This is a genomic window from Paracoccus sediminilitoris (assembly GCF_003259195.1).
In the GTDB taxonomy this organism is placed as follows: Bacteria; Pseudomonadota; Alphaproteobacteria; order Rhodobacterales; family Rhodobacteraceae; genus Paracoccus; species Paracoccus sediminilitoris.
The window spans coordinates 1-18045 of record NZ_QJPK01000018.1; the positions used below are offsets into that span (position 1 = coordinate 1).

14 protein-coding genes are annotated in these 18045 nt (G+C 64.6%); 7 read left to right on the forward strand and 7 right to left on the reverse strand.

What is annotated here, in order from left to right; all coding sequences use genetic code 11:
- Positions 1–68: 68 nt before the first annotated feature.
- From pstA to DKT70_RS12965, 4 genes are all read right to left on the reverse strand, one after another.
- On the reverse strand, positions 69–1352 hold the full coding sequence (gene pstA, locus DKT70_RS12950) for a phosphate ABC transporter permease PstA (RefSeq protein ID WP_111559541.1): 1284 nt from the start codon (positions 1350–1352) through the stop codon (positions 69–71).
- A gap of 8 nt (positions 1353–1360) precedes the next feature.
- On the reverse strand, positions 1361–2731 hold the full coding sequence (gene pstC / locus DKT70_RS12955; protein ID WP_111559542.1) for a phosphate ABC transporter permease subunit PstC: 1371 nt from the start codon (positions 2729–2731) through the stop codon (positions 1361–1363).
- Positions 2732–2794: 63 nt separating this feature from the next.
- Positions 2795–3850 carry a substrate-binding domain-containing protein gene (locus DKT70_RS12960; RefSeq protein ID WP_111559543.1) on the reverse strand — a complete coding sequence of 352 codons (1056 nt, stop codon included), beginning with the start codon at positions 3848–3850 and terminating at the stop codon, positions 2795–2797.
- 440 nt (positions 3851–4290) lie between these two features.
- On the reverse strand, positions 4291–5514 hold the full coding sequence (locus DKT70_RS12965; RefSeq protein WP_111559544.1) for a Hint domain-containing protein: 1224 nt from the start codon (positions 5512–5514) through the stop codon (positions 4291–4293).
- Between the two features lie 647 nt (positions 5515–6161).
- Between DKT70_RS12965 and DKT70_RS12970 the strand changes: the two genes are divergently transcribed.
- The 7 genes from DKT70_RS12970 (at position 6162) to DKT70_RS12995 (ending at position 15452) form a co-directional block, all read left to right on the forward strand.
- Positions 6162–7826, forward strand: coding sequence for a thiamine pyrophosphate-binding protein (locus DKT70_RS12970; RefSeq protein ID WP_111559588.1), 1665 nt, complete (start codon positions 6162–6164; stop codon positions 7824–7826).
- Between the two features lie 203 nt (positions 7827–8029).
- On the forward strand, positions 8030–9262 hold the full coding sequence (locus DKT70_RS18420) for a TonB-dependent receptor (RefSeq protein ID WP_233490574.1): 1233 nt from the start codon (positions 8030–8032) through the stop codon (positions 9260–9262).
- 18 nt (positions 9263–9280) lie between these two features.
- Positions 9281–10120 carry a TonB-dependent siderophore receptor gene (locus tag DKT70_RS18425; RefSeq protein WP_233490575.1) on the forward strand — a complete coding sequence of 280 codons (840 nt, stop codon included), beginning with the start codon at positions 9281–9283 and terminating at the stop codon, positions 10118–10120.
- Positions 10114–11010: an ABC transporter substrate-binding protein gene (locus DKT70_RS12980; protein ID WP_111559545.1), complete on the forward strand. Its 897-nt coding sequence runs from the start codon at positions 10114–10116 to the stop codon at positions 11008–11010. The genes DKT70_RS18425 and DKT70_RS12980 overlap by 7 nt, the downstream gene beginning before the upstream one ends.
- Positions 11007–12971 (forward strand): Fe(3+)-hydroxamate ABC transporter permease FhuB, encoded by a 1965-nt coding sequence (gene fhuB / locus DKT70_RS12985; protein ID WP_111559546.1) that lies wholly within the window; start codon positions 11007–11009, stop codon positions 12969–12971. The genes DKT70_RS12980 and fhuB overlap by 4 nt, the downstream gene beginning before the upstream one ends.
- A complete protein-coding gene (locus DKT70_RS12990) occupies positions 12968–13741 on the forward strand; it encodes an ABC transporter ATP-binding protein (protein ID WP_111559547.1) in 774 nt (257 codons plus the stop codon). Before fhuB ends, DKT70_RS12990 begins: the two co-directional genes overlap by 4 nt.
- Positions 13742–13754: 13 nt before the next feature.
- Positions 13755–15452: an ABC transporter ATP-binding protein gene (locus DKT70_RS12995; RefSeq protein WP_111559548.1), complete on the forward strand. Its 1698-nt coding sequence runs from the start codon at positions 13755–13757 to the stop codon at positions 15450–15452.
- Positions 15453–15616: 164 nt separating this feature from the next.
- Here DKT70_RS12995 and DKT70_RS13000 read toward each other — a convergent pair whose 3' ends face one another.
- From DKT70_RS13000 to DKT70_RS13010, 3 genes are all read right to left on the reverse strand, one after another.
- Positions 15617–15994, reverse strand: coding sequence for a hypothetical protein (locus tag DKT70_RS13000; RefSeq protein WP_146612640.1), 378 nt, complete (start codon positions 15992–15994; stop codon positions 15617–15619).
- Between the two features lie 202 nt (positions 15995–16196).
- Positions 16197–17576, reverse strand: coding sequence for an aldo/keto reductase (locus DKT70_RS13005; protein WP_111559550.1), 1380 nt, complete (start codon positions 17574–17576; stop codon positions 16197–16199).
- Between the two features lie 15 nt (positions 17577–17591).
- Positions 17592–17852, reverse strand: coding sequence for a DUF6522 family protein (locus tag DKT70_RS13010; protein ID WP_111559551.1), 261 nt, complete (start codon positions 17850–17852; stop codon positions 17592–17594).
- Between the last annotated feature and the right edge of the window lie 193 nt (positions 17853–18045).

Sequence of the window (18045 nt, forward strand, 5' to 3'; positions counted from 1 at the left end):
CTCCTTCTGGCTCACGGCGCTCTCCGTTCGGGTCGTGTCATACATGGTTATGTCTCCTGGCGGCCGGGTTACCAGCGGCGCTCGAACCTGTTTCGCAAAAAGATGGCGATGGCATTCATCAGCACCAGAAAGCCCAGCAGCACCAGGATAGCCGCCGATGTCCGCGCCACAAAGCCCCGTTCGGGGCTGTCGGCCCAGATGAAGATCTGCGTCGGCAGAGCCGTCGCCGCATCAAAAGGCGTCGAAGGCGCCGCGGTGACAAAGGCGTTCATCCCGATCAGCAGCAGCGGTGCAGTCTCGCCCAGGGCCTGAGCCAGGCCGATGATCGTCCCGGTCAGGATGCCGGGCATCGCCAGCGGCAGAACATGGCCGAAGACCACCTGCTGCTTGGACGCGCCGATCCCCAACGCCGCCTCGCGGATCGAGGGCGGCACCGCCTTCAGCGCGGCCCGCGTGGCGATGATGATCGTTGGCAGCGTCATCAGCGCCAGTACCAGCCCGCCCACGAAGGGCGCCGAGCGCTGCATTCCGAACCAGTTCAGGAACACCGCCAGGCCCAGCAGGCCGAAGACGACCGAAGGCACCGCCGCCAGATTGTTGATGTTGACCTCGATGATGTCGCTGATCCGGTTCCGGGGCGCGAATTCCTCAAGGTAGATCGCCGCCCCGATGCCAAGCGGGAACGAGATCAGGAAGCAGACCAGCAGCGCATAGAAGGACCCGATGATCGCACCCTTCAGCCCCGCCAGTTCCGGAAAGCGGCTGTCGGCATTGGTGAACAGCGCCCAGTTGAACGGCAGGCTGATCCGGCCATCGGCCTCCAACTGTCGAAAGGCACGGATGTCCTCATCGTTCAGACGACGGGTCGATTCGTCGCTGGCCTCGTCGACATTGCCCTTGTTCAGCTGGTCATAGGTGTCCGATGCCGGCACCCGGATTTGGACGGTCTGGCCGATCAGCTCGGGGTCGGCGACGACGCGGTCGCGTAGAACGAACTGCGCCGCATTCGACACGATCCCAGAAAGCGCGCGCATGCGATCCTCGGGGGCGTCAGGGAAGGTCGCCTGCATGGCCTCGGCGATCACCCGACGGTAATTGCCCGCGGACGGATCGGCGGTATCGACCAGCTCGGTGGAAATCGGCACGTCCAGGGTCACATGCGTCTGCCGAAAGGCCTGGGCGCCACCCGAAATCAGGGTCCACAGCAAGATGCCCAGCATCAGGAACGCCAGCAACAAGGCGCCAAGGCCCAGGGCTTTCAACCCCGCTTCCTTGCGGTGCCGCCGTGCAAGACGGCTCTTGAACGCGTCCGAAGTCCATTGCGAACCGCCTTCATTCGGAAAATCGGTCATCTGGCGCCTCAATCGTATTGTTCGCGATACTTGCGCACGATGCGCAGCGCGAGGATGTTGATGAACAGGGTGACGATGAACAGCAGCAGACCCAGGGCAAAGGCCGCCAGCGTCTTGGGGCTGTCGAAGGCCGTGTCGCCGATCAGCAGCGTCACGATCTGGACGGTGATGGTCGTCACGCTGTCCAGGGGGTTGATGTTCATGGAGGCGATCAGGCCCGCCGCCATCACCACGATCATCGTTTCGCCAATGGCGCGGCTGACGGCCAGCAGCACGCCCCCCATGATGCCGGGTATGGCGGCGGGAAACAGCACGTTCAGCACCGTTTCCGACCGCGTCGCACCCAGGGCGATGGCTCCGTCGCGCAGGCTGCGCGGCACCGCCGACAGCGCGTCATCGGCAAAGGACGAGATGAACGGGATCAGCATGATGGCCATCACGCCCCCCGCGGCAAGCGCCGTGTTGGGCGCGACCGGAATGCCAAGCGCGGCTCCCCAGGACCGCAGCGCCGGGGCCACGGTCAGGATCGCAAAGAAGCCATAGACGACGGTCGGGATGCCCGCCAGCAGTTCCAGCACGGGCTTGGCCACGGCGCGGAAACTGCGGCTGGCGAATTCGTTCAGATAGATGGCCGACAAAAGCCCCACCGGAACCGAGATAGAAATGGCGACGACCGTGATGACCAGCGTGCCCAGGAAGACTGGCAGGACGCCGAAGGCCCCCTCGGCCGCGATCTGGTCGGCGCGGATCGGGATCTGCGGTTCCCACCGAGTACCGAACAGGAAATCGGTGATCGGGACCATCTGGAAGAAGCGGATCGATTCAAAAACCAGCGACAGCACGATCCCGATCGTGACGAAGATCGCGATCAGCGAACAGGTGATCATCAGGCCCATCACGATGCGCTCGGCCACCTGGCGGGCACGGAAATCGGCAGAGACCTGGCGCCGCGACATAAACAGCAGTCCCGCCGACAGCAGCGCGACCGTCGCAACCAGCAGCCAGCCGGACAGGGTGCGCAGCCCGTTCATGCGGTCGGCAGCATCAAGCATATAGGGTTCGGGGGTGCCGAAGACGCGGCCGCCCGAAATCGACTGGATCTCGGTCAGGACCAGCTGGGGATTGGCGGCATCGGCCAGCACGCCGTCCGGCAGACCCGACAGGGTCAGCGCGTTGATGACGCTGCCTTCCAGCATGATCCAAAGGATGGTCACGACGAAGGCCGGAACCAGCACCACCAGCAGGGCATAGAGGCCATGGAACATGCCAAGCGAATGCAGGCGCGCCCCACCCTCGCGCAGCGCAAGGGCCGCCCTGCGGTTCATCATGTATCCCGCCAGCGATGCGGTCAGCAACAATGCAAAGGCCAAGCCTGTCATGGCATCCTCTTGATCGGAAAAGGCCCGCCCCGGACGAACCGGGGCGGGTTGATCGGGGTCAGATCACTCGGTGACAGCAAAATCGCCTTCGCCGGACGTCACGCGCTCGACCAGCTCGGCACGCTCGTCCTCGGGCAGCGACACCAGGCCACGCTCGCCCAGATAGCCATTGTCGCCCAAGGCGTTCTCAGACATGTATTCGGCCACGAATTCCTGCAGATTCGGGATCACGCCGCGATGCGCGTCCTTGACGTAGAAAAACAGCGGACGCGACAGCGGGTATTCGCCCGATGCGATGGTTTCGATCTCGGCCTTGACGCCGTCCAGCGGAACGTCAACCAGCGTGTCGGCATTCTCGTACAGGAAGGAATAGCCGAAGATGCCCAGGGCGTTCGGATCGGTGTTCAGGCGCTGAACGATCAGGTTGTCGTTTTCACCGGCTTCGATGAAGGGGCCGTCGGTGCGCATGCGCGAGCAGTTTTCTTCGACCCAGTCCTCGTTGCCTGAAGCTTCGGACAGTTCCATCGCGGGGGCATGCTCCTCGCAACCGGCATGCATGGCCAGTTCGACAAAGGCGTCGCGCGTGCCCGAGGTCGGGGGCGGGCCCATCACGGTGATGGCGACGTCGGGCAGCGATTCGTCGATCTGCGACCAGTTGGTATAGGGGTTGGCGACCAGCGCGCCGTCCTGCGGGATCTCGGCTGCCAGGCCCAGGTAAACCTGCTCCAGCGTCAGACCCCAATCGGCTTCGCTGCTGCGCGACACGGCCATGACCAGGCCATCGTAGCCGATCATCGCTTCGGTGATGTCGGTGACACCGTTCTCGACGCAGAGGTCGTATTCGGATTTCGTCATGGCGCGCGATGCGCCGGTCAAGTCGGGGGTACCTTCACCCACACCCGAACAGAAGATCTGCATGCCGCCGCCGGTACCGGTTGATTCGACGATGGGGGCCGGCGCGCCTGTCTGGTTCGCGAACTCCTCGGCCACGGCCTGGGTATAGGGGAACACGGTCGAGGATCCGACGATGCGGATTTGATCGCGCGACTGAGCGAACGCACCGCCGGCCGAGAGGGCAATCACGGACAGGGCGGTGGCGGAAAAGCCGAGGGTCTTCATGGGTCGTCTCCTGTGGAGTTGATCTATGCAGGGACCGGATACAAACAATTTGTAACGGCCATACCCCTTTTTTATGTAATCTTTGTGACGATCGCCTCGGGATGCCGGAAGATCGCCCGAATGCCCCGTTATTCCAGCTTTCTGCAACCCGAAGGATGGCCGCGGCCCATCCATGCAAACAGGAACGCTCCGATCATCAGGATGCTGCGTGCTGACAAAAACCTGGCGATGTATGACAGGGCGCGGAACGAAAAAAGCGCGGATCCGCCAAGGAACCGTGCGCATCGCCGGCAAAGCGATGCCCGGCGATCCCAAGGGATGCCGGGCCAGATCTTTCATCACGGTTTCGGGCTTCGTGACCCTCGGACAAGGGGGCTGCCCATCACCGTGCCTTCCGGTCCACCCCCATCATGACCAGTCTTGCAGAACGTCCGGACCGATCAGCCGTCAAGTTCCAGCAATTCGCGCCCCTTGCCGATATGTCTCTGCACCAGCCTGCGCCCTTCACGGCCCGACAGCAGGCGTTTGGCGCCGATGGGACGCATGCCGGGATCGCGGTCCCGAAGATCGGGGAAAAGCGCAAAGATCTCGCGCCGGGCCGCCGAATTCAGCGATTTGAGCGCCTCGTCCCCGGTATAGAAACTCTCGGTTTCCGCTCCGTTCGACATGATCACCTCATGGGCGTCGAACATGATGTGGAAATAATCCACCTCTTGCACGTCCCGCGCATAATCGACCCCGTCGAGCTGCAACAGCTGCTTGGCCGCCACCAGGACTTCGGCGGCTCCGAACATGTTGATCGCGATCTTGGACCGAACCAGGATGCGATGCTGCGGCGAAACCAGCAGATCGCGTTCCGGCCTGCCCTGCCCCAAGGCGCCGGCGGCAATGCGGATGGGGCGCAGGTTAGGGAGAATGTCCAAACCACGCGCCGACAAGTGGCGCGATCCCAACCAGCGGACCGGGCGCGGGCCGTGATCAATTGTCAGCACCAGATCGCCGATCTTCAGATCTTCGACACGCACCGCACCCCTAGTGGTTTCGATGACGGTCCCTTTGGTAAAGCAAGGCAGAAAATCGTCGACGACGATGGACCCGGTCCCGTCCGCGTCAACGCCCACGACCACCGTGTCCAGCGTGGTCTGCACGGTCGCTGCAACGGCAGCGGTAAGGGGATTGCCGCTCAGAGCCCCCAGTTCAATGTTCAGAACCGTGTCGGGCAGCGGAAAGACACCCGGGATCGTCACTGTCAGGCCCAAGCGCGGCGATGCTGCGCCATCTTCCCGGATCGGGTCATCGGTGACGATGTAAAACGTTCCATCATCGGCCTGAAACAGCGATCCGTTGATCGGGTTCAGCTGGACGTTGATGCCACCCGCAACGGTGAACCCGGCAGTGGTGAACTGGGCGTCACCCAGATAGGTCCCGTCCAACGAATTCTGGGTAGGATCATCAGCGGCATCCGTAGAGTCCGTATCCAGCAGGCTGATCGGCTCGCCAGTATTGACGGTGACCGTACCCTGGTCGCCGGGGACGTCGTACTCGTCGAATGCATCACTGTTGCTGAACTGGTTCAGCGCATAAGTGTTGCCGGCGTCAATGACGACATCGCCATTGAGATCAAGGGTGACAAATCCGTCGGGAAGGGCGGTATAAAATGGCATGTCTGTGACCTTTACATCTGTACTTGTGACATCGTGATGCAAAGCGTCCCGGCATGCTGGCTCGCGTCGTGGACTTCCCATGGTGAATGGGCACGATTTCAGACGTTAAACATCGACGAATCTGGCGTGTGATTGGATTATGAAGGGAGCTCATCTTAAGACAAGTTAATTTATTAATTTTTCGTAAGTACAAATTTGTAAATGTTTGTTTTTCATAGATATTTATTATTTTAATACTCCAAATATCATCAGGCAAAACTATTCAATCTACTTAATGTGCAGTGCAAATATTCATGGAACTGGTCAAGGAAACCACACCCGCGCACCAATATTTTATATATGTAAATTCAATATCAACCGCCAATTGATTCGATATTCTATCGGGGTGGAACATGATATCGAGGCGGGCCTGATGACTGCCGCGAACCTTTTCAAAACGGCAGGCGTCAAATCCTAAGCTCCCGGCGAAAACACAACCGATTTATTCGTTGGTGATATCCCTATTGTCCTTGGGCAAACGGGCGGTCCGCAAACGAGCGGCTGGGCCTGCATTTGACGGCGGCCTTCGTCTGTATGATCGTCGCCAGCGACACCACGGCGCAGATTGCGGCGGGACAACCGGACTCATCCCGAAAGGAACAGACATGATGCGACATGGCGGACAGATCCTGATCGACCAGCTGACATTGCAGGGCGTCCAGCGCGTCTTTTCCGTCCCCGGCGAAAGCTTCCTGGCGGCGTTGGACGCCATGCACGGCGCCGCGATCGACAATATCGTCTGTCGCCACGAGGGCGGGGCCGCCATGATGGCCGAAGCCCATGGCAAGCTGACGGGACGTCCCGGCATCTGTTTCGTGACCCGGGGACCGGGTGCGACGAATGCCTCGGCGGGCGTGCATGTGGCGCGACAGGATTCGACGCCCATGATCCTGTTCGTAGGCCAGATCGACCGGGGCCATCGTGACCGCGAGGCGTTCCAAGAGGTCGATTACCGCGCCATGTTCGGCCCTCTTGCCAAATGGGTGGCCGAAATCGACCGGATCGAACGCCTGCCGGAATATGTCTCGCGCGCGTTTCATGTCGCCATGTCGGGCAGGCCCGGCCCGGTGGTTCTTGCCCTGCCCGAAGACATGCTGTCCGCCCGCGCCGAGGTGCCCGACATCCCCGCGATGTCCACGCCCGCCGCATCCGTAAGCCCGGCGCAGGTCGCTGCGGTAACCGATGCCTTGTCGGGCGTGAAACGGCCGCTGCTGATGGTGGGGGGCACCCTGTGGGACCGGCAGGCCAGCGACGACCTGGCACGCTTTGCCGAAAACTGGAACCTGCCGGTGGCCGTGCCCTTCCGGCGGCAATGCCATCTGGACAATCGCCATCCCCATTATGTCGGCGATCTGGGGATCGGTATGAACCCCAAGCTGGGCGAGCGTCTTGGTCAGACGGATTGCCTCGTGATGATCGGCGGCAGGCTGGGCGACAGTATGACCCGCGGGTACGAGCTGCTGGACCCCGCCGCCCCCGCCCCCCGCATCGTCCATGTCTATCCCGACGCGTCCGAGCTGGGCCGCGTCTATCGTCCCGACATCGGCATCGTCGCCCCTGCGGGCCAGATGCTGGCGGCGTTGGCCGAAACCGCCCCTGGCGCCGCGCCGTGGGGTGACTGGACCGCGGCGGCCCGCGCGGATTACGAAGCCTGGATCGCACCACGCGACACCCCCGGCCGCGTGCGGATGGAACAGGTGGTCCGGTGGCTGTCCGACACCCTGCCCGACGACGCCATCGTGACAAACGGAGCCGGCAATTATGCGGCCTTCCTGCACCGGTATTTCGTCTACAAGGGGCCTTTCACGCAGCTGGCGCCCACTTCGGGCAGCATGGGATACGGCTTTCCGGCCGCAGTTTCGGCGGCCATCGCGCATCCAGATCGCACGGTCGTCTGCCTTGCGGGTGACGGCTGTTTCCAGATGACCCTGAACGAGATGTCGACGGCCCTGCAGCATGGCGCCGCCCCCATCGTGATCGTCGCCAATAACGGCCAGTACGGCACGATCCGCATGCATCAGGAACGCCGCTATCCGGGGCGGGTGTCGGGCACGGCGCTGGCCAATCCCGACTTTGCCGCGTTGGCGCGCGCCTATGGTGGATGGGGCGAGACGGTGGAATACACCGCCGACTTTCCGGCCGCCTTCGACCGGGCCCGCGCCTCGGGCAGGTTGGCGGTCATCGAACTGCGCCTCGACCCCGAGGCCCTGTCGGCCGGCGCCACCCTGTCCCAGATCCGGGCCGAAAACAAAGCGGTGCAGGATCGCCCCTGAGTGGTGCCCTGCCGTTACGCTGATCCCCGTTCAGGTCGAACGGGGATCAGGCAAGTTCGGCGCCCGAACAAGAGACGGCATCGGCCCCGAACCGGTTGCCAAGTAAAAATGTCAAGATTATACGGCTTCACAAGGCCAAGAGAGATTGACTAACCTGACAGAACTAGTCAGTTATGCGGCAATCCGATAATGCGCAGGTTGCCATGACCCATTCCTTCCGCCCGCTTCGTCTTGCCGGTGCCAGCCTTCTGGCGCTCTCCAACGCCCCTGCCCTGGCCCAGAACGCCCAGGATCCCGTCCTTCTGGAACCGATCGTGCTGACCGCGACCTCGGATGCCAGCGTTCAGGCCGACGGCTATGTGGGCGGCTTTGCGCAGGTGGCGACCAAGTCGAACACCCCCGTGGCCGAAACCCAACAGTCGATCTCGGTCGTGACCAGCCAGCAGATCGAGGATCAGGGTGCCGAGACACTGGGCCAGGCGCTGAACTATACCGCCGGTGTGATGGGTCAGCCCTTCGGCAGCGATCCGCGGTTCGACAGCCCCACGGTGCGCGGCTTCGAGGCGCGCGGATCGCAATACGTGAACGGCCTTCGCCAACTGCGCGATTTCGGCGCCCCCGCCTTCGAGGTCTATGGCCTGCAGCAGGTCGAGGTGCTGAAAGGCCCCAACTCGTCGCTTTATGGGGCGGGATCGCCGGCCGGCATCATCAACCAGGTGCAAAAACGCGCCCAAAACAGCGAATTCTCGGAAATCGGCCTTGGCTATGACAGCAATGACAGCGCCCAGACCTTCGTCGACGTGAACCGCGTGGCCAGTCCCAACCTGTCCTGGCGCCTGACCGGCATCCTGCGCGACAGCCAGACCCAGATCAGCGAATTGACCAACCAACGTGGTTATCTGGGTGCGGCGCTGCGCTATACGCCCGACGACGCGACGACGGTGGACGTGATCGCGTCCTATACCAAGGACGCGCCCGTCTCGCCCCCCGGCGTGCCCTTCGCGCTGACGCAGACGGGCGATGGCAAGACCCTGCGCGACGCCTATTTCGGAGAGCCCGGCTTTGACGACAGCGACCGTGACATGGCCAATCTGGGCGTCGAGATCAGCCACCAGCTGGACAATGGCTGGACCCTGTCCCAAGGCTTCCGGGTCGAGCGGTTCGACTGGACCTATACCGGCCATTATGTCAGCGGCTTGTCCGATGACAGCCTGTCAATCACGCGCGGTGCGAATTTCCAGAACGAATCCACCACCGGCCTGAACCTGGACACCCGCCTGTCGAACAGTATCACGACAGGGGCTGTGACGCACGACCTGCTGCTGGGCTTGGACATCCGCCAATACGATGCCGACACGACGACAGAGTTCTTCTTTGGCCAGCCCATCGACGCTTCCGACCCGGTCTATGGCGGGCTGCCCACGACAACGGCCTAGTATACCAGCGTGTCCGACATGAGCCAGAAGCAGGTCGGCCTTTATGCCCAGAACGAGATCGCGATCGGCAACTGGCGCGGCAGCTTGGCACTGCGCCACGATTGGTCCGAACAGACCGGAACAAAATTCACAAACTTTGCCGGCGAAAGCACCATCGACCAGTCCGACAGCGCCACGACCGGACGTGCGGGCTTGGGCTATCTGATGGCCAATGGTGCGATGCCCTATGTCAGCTATTCGACATCGTTCGATCCCAGCATCGGCATCGACGACACCACAGGCCAGACGCTCAAGCCCACCGAGGGCAAGCAATGGGAAGTCGGGGTCAAGTATCAGCCCACCAGCTTCGACGGGCTGTTCAGCGCCGCCGTCTATGACCTGACGCAGGAAAATCTGGTGCGCAACCTGGGTCAGGGCCAGCGGCGCCAGATCGGCGAAGTGCGCTCCAAGGGGCTGGAGCTGGAGGCAACGGCGGCGATCGGCCTGAACTGGGACCTGCGCGCCAGCTATGCCTTCAACGAAACCGAACAGAAGGGTGGCACTGATGACGGGCTGGAAATGCCCAACGCTCCGCGCCATCTGGCCAGCATCTGGCTGGACCGGGAATTCGGCAACGGCCTGCGCGCCGGCGGCGGCATCCGCCATATCGGCGAACGCAAGGGCGATGCCGACAACCTGTTCGATCTGGACAGCGTGACGCTGGTCGATCTGGCCGCGACCTATACCCGCGGCAATGTCGAGGCCAGCGTCAACCTGAACAACCTGACCGACGAGGTCTATCTGGCCAATTGCGGTGCCTTTGGCTGCTACTACGGCGAGGGGCGCAGCGTCAGCGCCAAGGTCGCCTACACGTGGTAGGGTCCGGGGCCATATCGCCCCGGCCCGACCGCCGCGCCTTCCTGACCGCCGCCGGCGTCCTGCTGGCGGCGGGTTTGCCCCTGCGTGCCCACGCCGCCCAGCCCCGCCTGGCGGCCATTGACTGGGCCATGATGGAAACCGCCATTGCCCTGGGTCGCATGCCCGTCGCCGCGACCGAACTGATCCGATATCGCGCCGATATCGGCCAGCCCGTGATCCCCGACGCGGTTACCGATCTGGGCCTGCGCGGGGCCCCGAATTTCGAACTGCTGCAGCTGGTGCGGCCTTCGCTGATCCTCAGCTCTCCCTATTACACCCGGTTCGAACCACGCTTGGCCGAAGTCGCGCCGGTCCTGTCGCTGCCCTTCTTCCTGCCGAACGAGGCGCCCTTTGCCAAGGCCGCCGCTGCGCTGCACGCCTTGGCCGCGGCGTTGCAGGATCCTGCCGCAGGTGACCGCGCCGCTGCCCGTGCCGACGCGGCGCTGGACCGCGCCCGGGACCGCCTGGCCTTCCATGCGGACCGTCCCGTGGCCCTGGTCGAGATCGGCGACGCCCGCCATCTGCGTGCCTTCGGCTTCGACAGCCTCTTTGGCAGCACGCTGGCGCGGATCGGGCTGACGAATGCCTGGACCTCGGCCACGGCCTTCAGCTTTCTGGCCCCGGTCCCGCTTGAGCGGTTGGCCGACATGCCACAGGCGACATTGGTCATCATCGGCCCCGTCCCACCCGAAGCCCGACGCGGGCTGGCGCGCAGCGTCCTGTGGCGCGCGCTTCCCCAAGTCGCGGCGGGCCGCGTCCACCGCCTGCCCCGCATCAATGCTTTCGGTGGCATGCCCTCGGCGCTGCGGTTGGCGGATGCCCTGGCCAAAACCCTGGCGGAGGCGGCATGACCTTGGGCCTGCGCATGATGCTGAGCCTGTGGGGTCTGGCCGCGGCGGCGCTGTGGCTTTGGGCCGCGCGCGACCTGCCCTGGCCCACCTGGCCCTTCGTCCCGCAGGGTCAAAGCCTTGATCAGATCCGCATGGGCTGGGGCCTGATGCCACGGGGCGTCGTGGCCCTGCTGGCAGGTGCGGCCCTGGGCCTGTCAGGGGCGATCCTGCAGGTGGTGCTGCGCAATCCGGTGGCCGATCCGACGACGCTTGGCATCAGCGCAGGTGCCCAGCTGGCGCTGGTTCTGGCGACGGTCTTTGCCCCCGGCCTTCTGGTCAAAGGTCAGTGGCCCGTCGCGATGGCGGGGGGCCTGGCGGCGGCGGCGCTGGTGCTGGGCATCGGGGCGCGGCGCGGCTTTGCCCCCGTGGCGATGGTGATCGCGGGGATGCTGGTCGGGCTGACGGCATCGGCCATCGCGACGGCGGTGACCTTGGCGCAGGGGCAATACCTGCTGTCGCTGGTCATCTGGAACGGCGGTGCGCTGGTCCAGCAGGACTGGACCGGCGTTCGCCATCTTGCCCTGCTGTTGGGCCTTGGCGCGATGGGGGCGGCCCTGCTGGCGCGGCCCCTGCGGGTCTTGTCCATCGGGGCCGACGGCGCGGCGGGGCTGGGGCTGAATGTCACGTTGGTCCGGCTGACCGCGGTCGGACTGGCGGTGGTGATCGCGGCAGGCGTCTCGGCGGAACTGGGGCTGATCGCCTTTGTGGGCCTGGCGGCCCCTGCCCTGGCGCGGGCCATGGGCGCACGCGGGATCGGGCCGCTTCTGGCCCTGTCGCCGGTTCTGGGCGCGCTGATCCTGTCGCTTTCTGACGGGCTGGTTCTGGCCTGGGCCGGCACAGGGGGCCAGACCTTCCTGACCGGGGCGCTGACCGGGCTGGTGGGCGGCCCGCTGTTGATCTGGCTGCTGCCGCGCCTGCGTGGATCGACGCCACCCGGAACCGAGGCAGGCGACGGGCCCGCGCCCCGCCTGGCGCGTCCCGGTCCCTGGCTGGCCGGATTGGCGGTGGCGCTGGTCGTCGCGGCGGGACTGCTGCTGTGGATCGGCCGGGTGCCCGGGGGATGGGCGATCCTGGATCGCGAAAGCCTGGCGGCCTTTCTGCCTCTGCGCCTGCCGCGGCTGGTGGCGGCGGCCGGCGCCGGGGCGGCGCTGGCGCTGGCGGGCACGATGCTGCAGCGCCTGACGGCCAACCCGCTGGCCTCCCCCGAGGTGCTGGGCGTCTCGGGAGGCGCGGCGCTTGGCTATGCGGGGACGGTCTTTGCACTGGCCGCACCGGGGGCGCTGATCCTAGGCGCGGGAACCGCCGCCGGGGGTGCGCTGGCGCTGGCGGTGGTCATGGCCTTTACCGCCCGCCGCGACATGCCGCCCGAACGAGTTCTGCTGGTGGGGATCGCCGTTTCAGCGCTGGCGTCGGCAGTGCTGTCGGCGATGATAGCGGTCGGCGATGCGCGGGCCTGGGCGATCCTGGCCTGGCTCAGCGGGTCGACCGGCGCGGTCACCCTGCCCGTCGCGCTGATCCTGGCGGGCCTGGCGCTGGTGGTCTGGATGGCGGGACTGGCGCTGTCGCGCTGGCTGGCCCTGCTGCCTTTGGGACCCGCCATTGCGGGCGGGCTGGGGTTGGACCCGCGCCGCGCGCGCGTGGTGCTGATCTTGCTTGCGGGTCTGGCCACGGGGGCCGCGACGCTGGTCACGGGGCCGCTGTCCTTTGTCGGGCTGATGGCGCCGCATCTTGCCCGCCGCATGGGCCTGGCACGCCCCGCGGACCAGTTGACCGGCGCGGCGCTGATCGGCGCAGGGCTGATGCTGGCCGCCGATTTCGGCGCACGCATGGCGGGGTTTCCCTATGAATTGCCACTTGGCCTTTTCGCCTCTCTGATCGGTGCGCCTTGGCTGATCTGGCTGATGACCCGGAGATCCCCATGACCCTGTTCCAGATCCACGACCTGACCGTCCGCGTGCCGGGGCGGACCCTGCTGGACAATCTGACGCTGGACCTGCCGGCGGGTCGCGTGATCGGTCTGATCGGGCATAACGGTTCGGGCAAATCCACCCTTCTGAAGGTGCTGGCACGCCAGATGCCTGCGCGGATCGAGGGGACCGTCCTCTTCGACGGGCGTCCGCTGTCGGATCTGCGCGGTCGCGATCTGGCGCGCCGCCTGGCGGTCCTGCCCCAGACCACCCCGCCGGCCGAGGGCATGACCCTGGCCGAGCTGGTGGCATTGGGGCGCTATCCCTGGCATGGCGCGCTTGGCCGTCCGGGTCCGGCCGATCACGATGCCATCGCTGCAGCGCTGCGTGAATGCGGGGTTGCCGCGCTGGCCGACCGGCTGGTCGACACGCTGTCGGGCGGCGAACGTCAGCGCGGCTGGCTGGCCATGCTGGTCGCGCAGGCGGCGGGGACGCTGCTGCTGGACGAACCGATCAGCGCGCTGGACATCGCCCACCAGGTCGAGGTCCTGTCGCTGGTCCGCCGCATGTGCCACGACCAAGGCCGCAGCGCCGTGATCGTCCTGCACGAGGTGAACATGGCCGCCCGGTTCTGCGACCATGTCGTCGCGCTCAGGGGCGGGCGGCTGGCCCTTCAGGGCAGCCCCGCCGACCTGATGCGCGCGCCTGCGCTGACGCAGATCTATGGCCTGCCGATGCAGGTCCTGACCCGCGACGACGGCCTGCCCGTCGCGATACCAGCTTGAAGGACAGCCCCCCATGCGCAGCTTCTTTTCCTATTACCGCCCCTTCATGGGCCTGTTCTGGCTGGATTTCGGCTGTGCGGTGCTGACAGGCCTGCTGGAACTGGCCTTTCCGCTGGCCATCACCTATTTCATCGACACGCTGCTGCCGCAGGGCGACTGGACGCTGACCGTCGCGGCGGCGGCCGGCCTTCTGGCGCTTTATGCCGTGAATGCGGGCTTGCTGACGGTGGTGATCTATTGGGGTCACAAGCTGGGCATCAACATCGAGACCGCGATGCGCGCCCAGGCCTTCGACCACCTGACGCGGCTGTCATGGCGCTGGTACGACCGTGCGCGCACCGGCAAGCTGGTCGCCCGCGTCACCCGCGACCTGGAGGAGATCGGAGAGGTCGCCCATCACGGCCCCGAGGATGCCTTCATCGCACTGATGACCTTCGTGGGGGCCTTCCTGCTGATGTTCTGGATCCACCCGCAGATGGCCCTGATCGTGGCGACGATCGTGCCCGCGATGCTGGGGCTGGTCGTGGTCTATGGCGGACGCATGACGCGGACCTGGCGGGCCATCTATGCGCGCGTGGGCGATTTCAACGTCCGGCTGGAGGAAGCCCTGGGCGGCGTCCGCGTGGTCCAGGCCTTTGGCAACGAGGCCCATGAAAGCCATCTTTTCGCCGCCGACAACGCCCGGTATCGTCAGGCCAAGCTGGATGCCTATCGCGTGATGGCCGCGTCTTCTGCCCTGCAATACATGGGCCTGCGGCTGGTACAGGTCATCGTGATGGTCGTCGGCGCCAGCTATGTGCTGGCGGGGTCGCTGACGACGGGCGCCTTCGTCGGCTTCCTGCTGCTGGTCGGCGTCTTCTATCGCCCGCTGGAAAAGATTGCCGCCGTGATCGAGACCTATCCGCGCGGCATCGCGGGCTATCGCCGTTTCCAGGAACTGCTGGCGACCGACCCCGAGATCGCGGATGCCCCCGATGCGACCGATGCCCCACCCCTGAAGGGCGAGATCCGCTTCGAGGGCGTCGGTTTTGCCTATGAGAAGGGCCGCGCGATCCTGAACGGCATCGACCTGACGGTGCGGGCAGGCGAAACGGTGGCTTTTGTCGGCCCGTCCGGGGCGGGCAAGACGACTTTGCTGGCGCTGTTGCCTCGGTTCTACGAGGCGACCGAGGGGCGCATCACCGTCGACGGCCTGCCGCTTTGCGAAATGCGCCTGAACAGTTTGCGCCGTCAGATCGGGCTGGTCAGCCAGGATGTGTTCCTGTTCGGCGGCACCCTGCGCGAAAACATCGCCTATGGTCGCCTTGACGCCACCGAAGCCGAAATCACCGAAGCCGCCGCCCGCGCCCAGCTGAACGACCTGATCGCGGGCCTGCCCCAAGGGTTGGACACGGTCGTCGGCGAACGCGGCGTGATGCTGTCGGGTGGCCAGAAACAGCGCGTGGCCATTGCGCGGGCCTTCCTGAAGAACCCGCCGATCCTGATCCTGGACGAGGCGACAAGCGCCCTGGACAGTCAGACCGAGCGGGAAATCCAGTCGGCGCTGGACGCGCTGTCGGTGGGGCGCACGACCTTGGTCATCGCCCACCGGATGGGCACCATCCGCAATGCCGATCGCATCGTGGTCATGGATCGCGGCCAGATCGCGGAAACCGGCAGTCACACCGAGCTGATGGAAAGGCGCGGCCTCTACAGCCAACTGGCCGCCTGACCGTTGTGCCGCGCGCGGGCTTCTGCGTGATGTCGCAGGGGTGGCGGTTCTGGGATTGTGACGCACCTGACGGCGTGGCAGGCGAGGTCGGGCGATCGTCAGTCCAAGATGGCCTGCTTTATCGTGGCGACCTCATCGGGCGGCATGGTGCCGGTCGTTTCCAGCTACCCCCATGTGATGTTCCAAAGACGGAATGCTCCGGTGATGTCGCCGTTTTGATCGAAGACCACCGGCGCAACCACCCCTTCGCAGCAGATTTTCTGATGAGCACCGATCAGCGCCAGCACCTTCTTGAACACCTTGGCACCGGCATGGATCGGTTCAGCTTCGGTCCCTGTGACCTGCGGGATGATATCGCGGTTCGCCGGGGACGAAGCCTTGCATGCCTGGGCGATGACCAGCGCGACGATGGCACCCGCATCATAAGACTGATCGGCCGCCGGGCATCGCGGGCGATCTTGTCCAAGAATTCGGCGCAATTGCCATGGAAATATGTCGTCGACGCGGTCCCGGCCGTCCCCAAAAATGTGCGATAGCCACACTCAAGATACTGCGCGCCGACGGCCGTGATGAAATCGGTCGTATTCATCCCATCGTTTCTCAGAAAGCTCTGCGGCCCACCGGACGAGATCCTGGCCCTCGCAATGGTCGCGCCCTCTACCGGATAGTAATCCAGGTGTAGGCTTTTGTGATCGCCGTGCAGGGAGGTCGTCGCTTCGATTGCGTGGTTCGCCTGTCTTTCCACTATATGGGGGTGACCGTGGTGATCTCTCCACCCACAGCATGACAAGCCTTGGTGAATTCGCGGATCATGTTGACGCCGAAATCATTGTTCACATGCATGATGGCCGGTTTATTCATTCCCTGATCGACCAGATATTGCGCCACCGCCCGCCCCTGCAGCGCATCCGAGGTGATGGCGCGGAATGCCATGCCCAGGGCCTTGGTCCTGGCATGGCCATAGACGCCTCCCGGGCTCGTCAGTTCCATGAGCATGCCGACCTGACCGTGCAGTCCTGGGGCGCGGCGCTGGCCGCAAAAGCGGAAAGGGCTGCGGCAGCAAAAAAACTTTTCCCTTCCAAAATGCTCTTGTTGGGAAAAGCCGCGGATCGCGGGCAGGATCAGAAGCTCAGGCCTCATCTTTGTTGAAGATATCTTTCGTGATTGAACTGTGCCGCCCGTGGCGGTCGCGCTCCAGTTCATAGGCATCGCCATCCAGCTGCCCGGCGCGGCCCAGAACGGCGGCAATCCCCGCCATGTCACCGGTATCCAGACCCACCTGACCGATGCGCGAGTTGGCATCCACGTGATGGCGGGTGCCTGCGCAGACGATGACGCCCGCGACCTGCGGGCGGGCCAGAACAGCGGCGAAAGCGATGGAGGCGATGTCGCAATCCTGCCGTCGGCGATATTGCGCAGGGTCCGCAGCAGCCGCTGGAACAGGTCCCGGGCTCCGAAATCCTGGATGATCAGCAGGTGTTTGGCCAGCAAGCGGTTTTTCATCTGGCCTTGCGGGCTTGGCTGATCCAGCCATCGGTCCGACAGGAAACCGCCGGCGACGGTGCCATAGCACAGAAAATGCATTCCCCGATCCCTTACCAACGCCGCCACCCTTTTCTCCGGCCGGTGGTCCAGCGGGGAATATTGGGTCTGAAGTGCGGCATGCCCGATGCCCGCGTCGAACATGGGCACCACGTGGTCGTTGTCGAAATTGGTGGACGACAGAAGGTTGATCAGTTCTTCGTCCTGAAACGCGCGCAACCAATGCGCAACCTGCAGCCAGTCGCCGCTCGCGCGATCCCACCAATGGCACTGCACCAGGTCCAGCCGTTCGACCCCAAGGCGGGCAGCCGAATGCGTGATCGTTTCACGCAGCATGGGGCGGGTCAGGCGGTCCAGCTTGTCCAAGTCGGGGACGCATTTCGTATGGACGCGAATCTGCGCCAAGGCCTTGGCGCCGCGCCGATTGCCATATTCAGCGCGGAAGCAGACGATGATCTCCTCGACGCCGGTATAGATGTCAGCGCAGTCAAAACTGGTGATCGCCGCCTTCCTTGCTCCAGTTGCCCTGCCTGATCGGCCCCTACAGGATCGAGGCCGTTCTGCCGGGGTGATCCTGGTGATGCCCCCGGTGACCGATCACCGGACGGTCCCCGGGACACGCAACCGCGTCGTGGTCAGTACCGTCCCGTCCAGCCTGCAGGTCAGCCTGACGCGCCAGTCCGGCGACTGGAAGGTCAGGCGCAGCTTGCCCGCGTCTGCGCCGCTGCCCCGCTCGACCCCGGTGGCGATCCTGCCTGACTGCATCAGGACCTGAAAACCGACCACATCCAGGTCAAGCAAGGGCGCGATCTGCGCGGCATCGACAATGGGCTGGTCGCCGTCGAATTCAATCTTCATGATCTGCTCATGTCATCGGGGCCTGCATTCGGCATTGGATGGGCAGTCATTCCTATACCCATCGTTTCATGGTCGGGTACATTGCCGGCAGACTGCCGGGACCGGGCATTGCGGCGCCCCCAAAAACCGGACTTAACGAGGCAGCCGTTCCGAACACCCCGCCAGCGGGCGGGGTCTGTCGCAAGGGATCGTT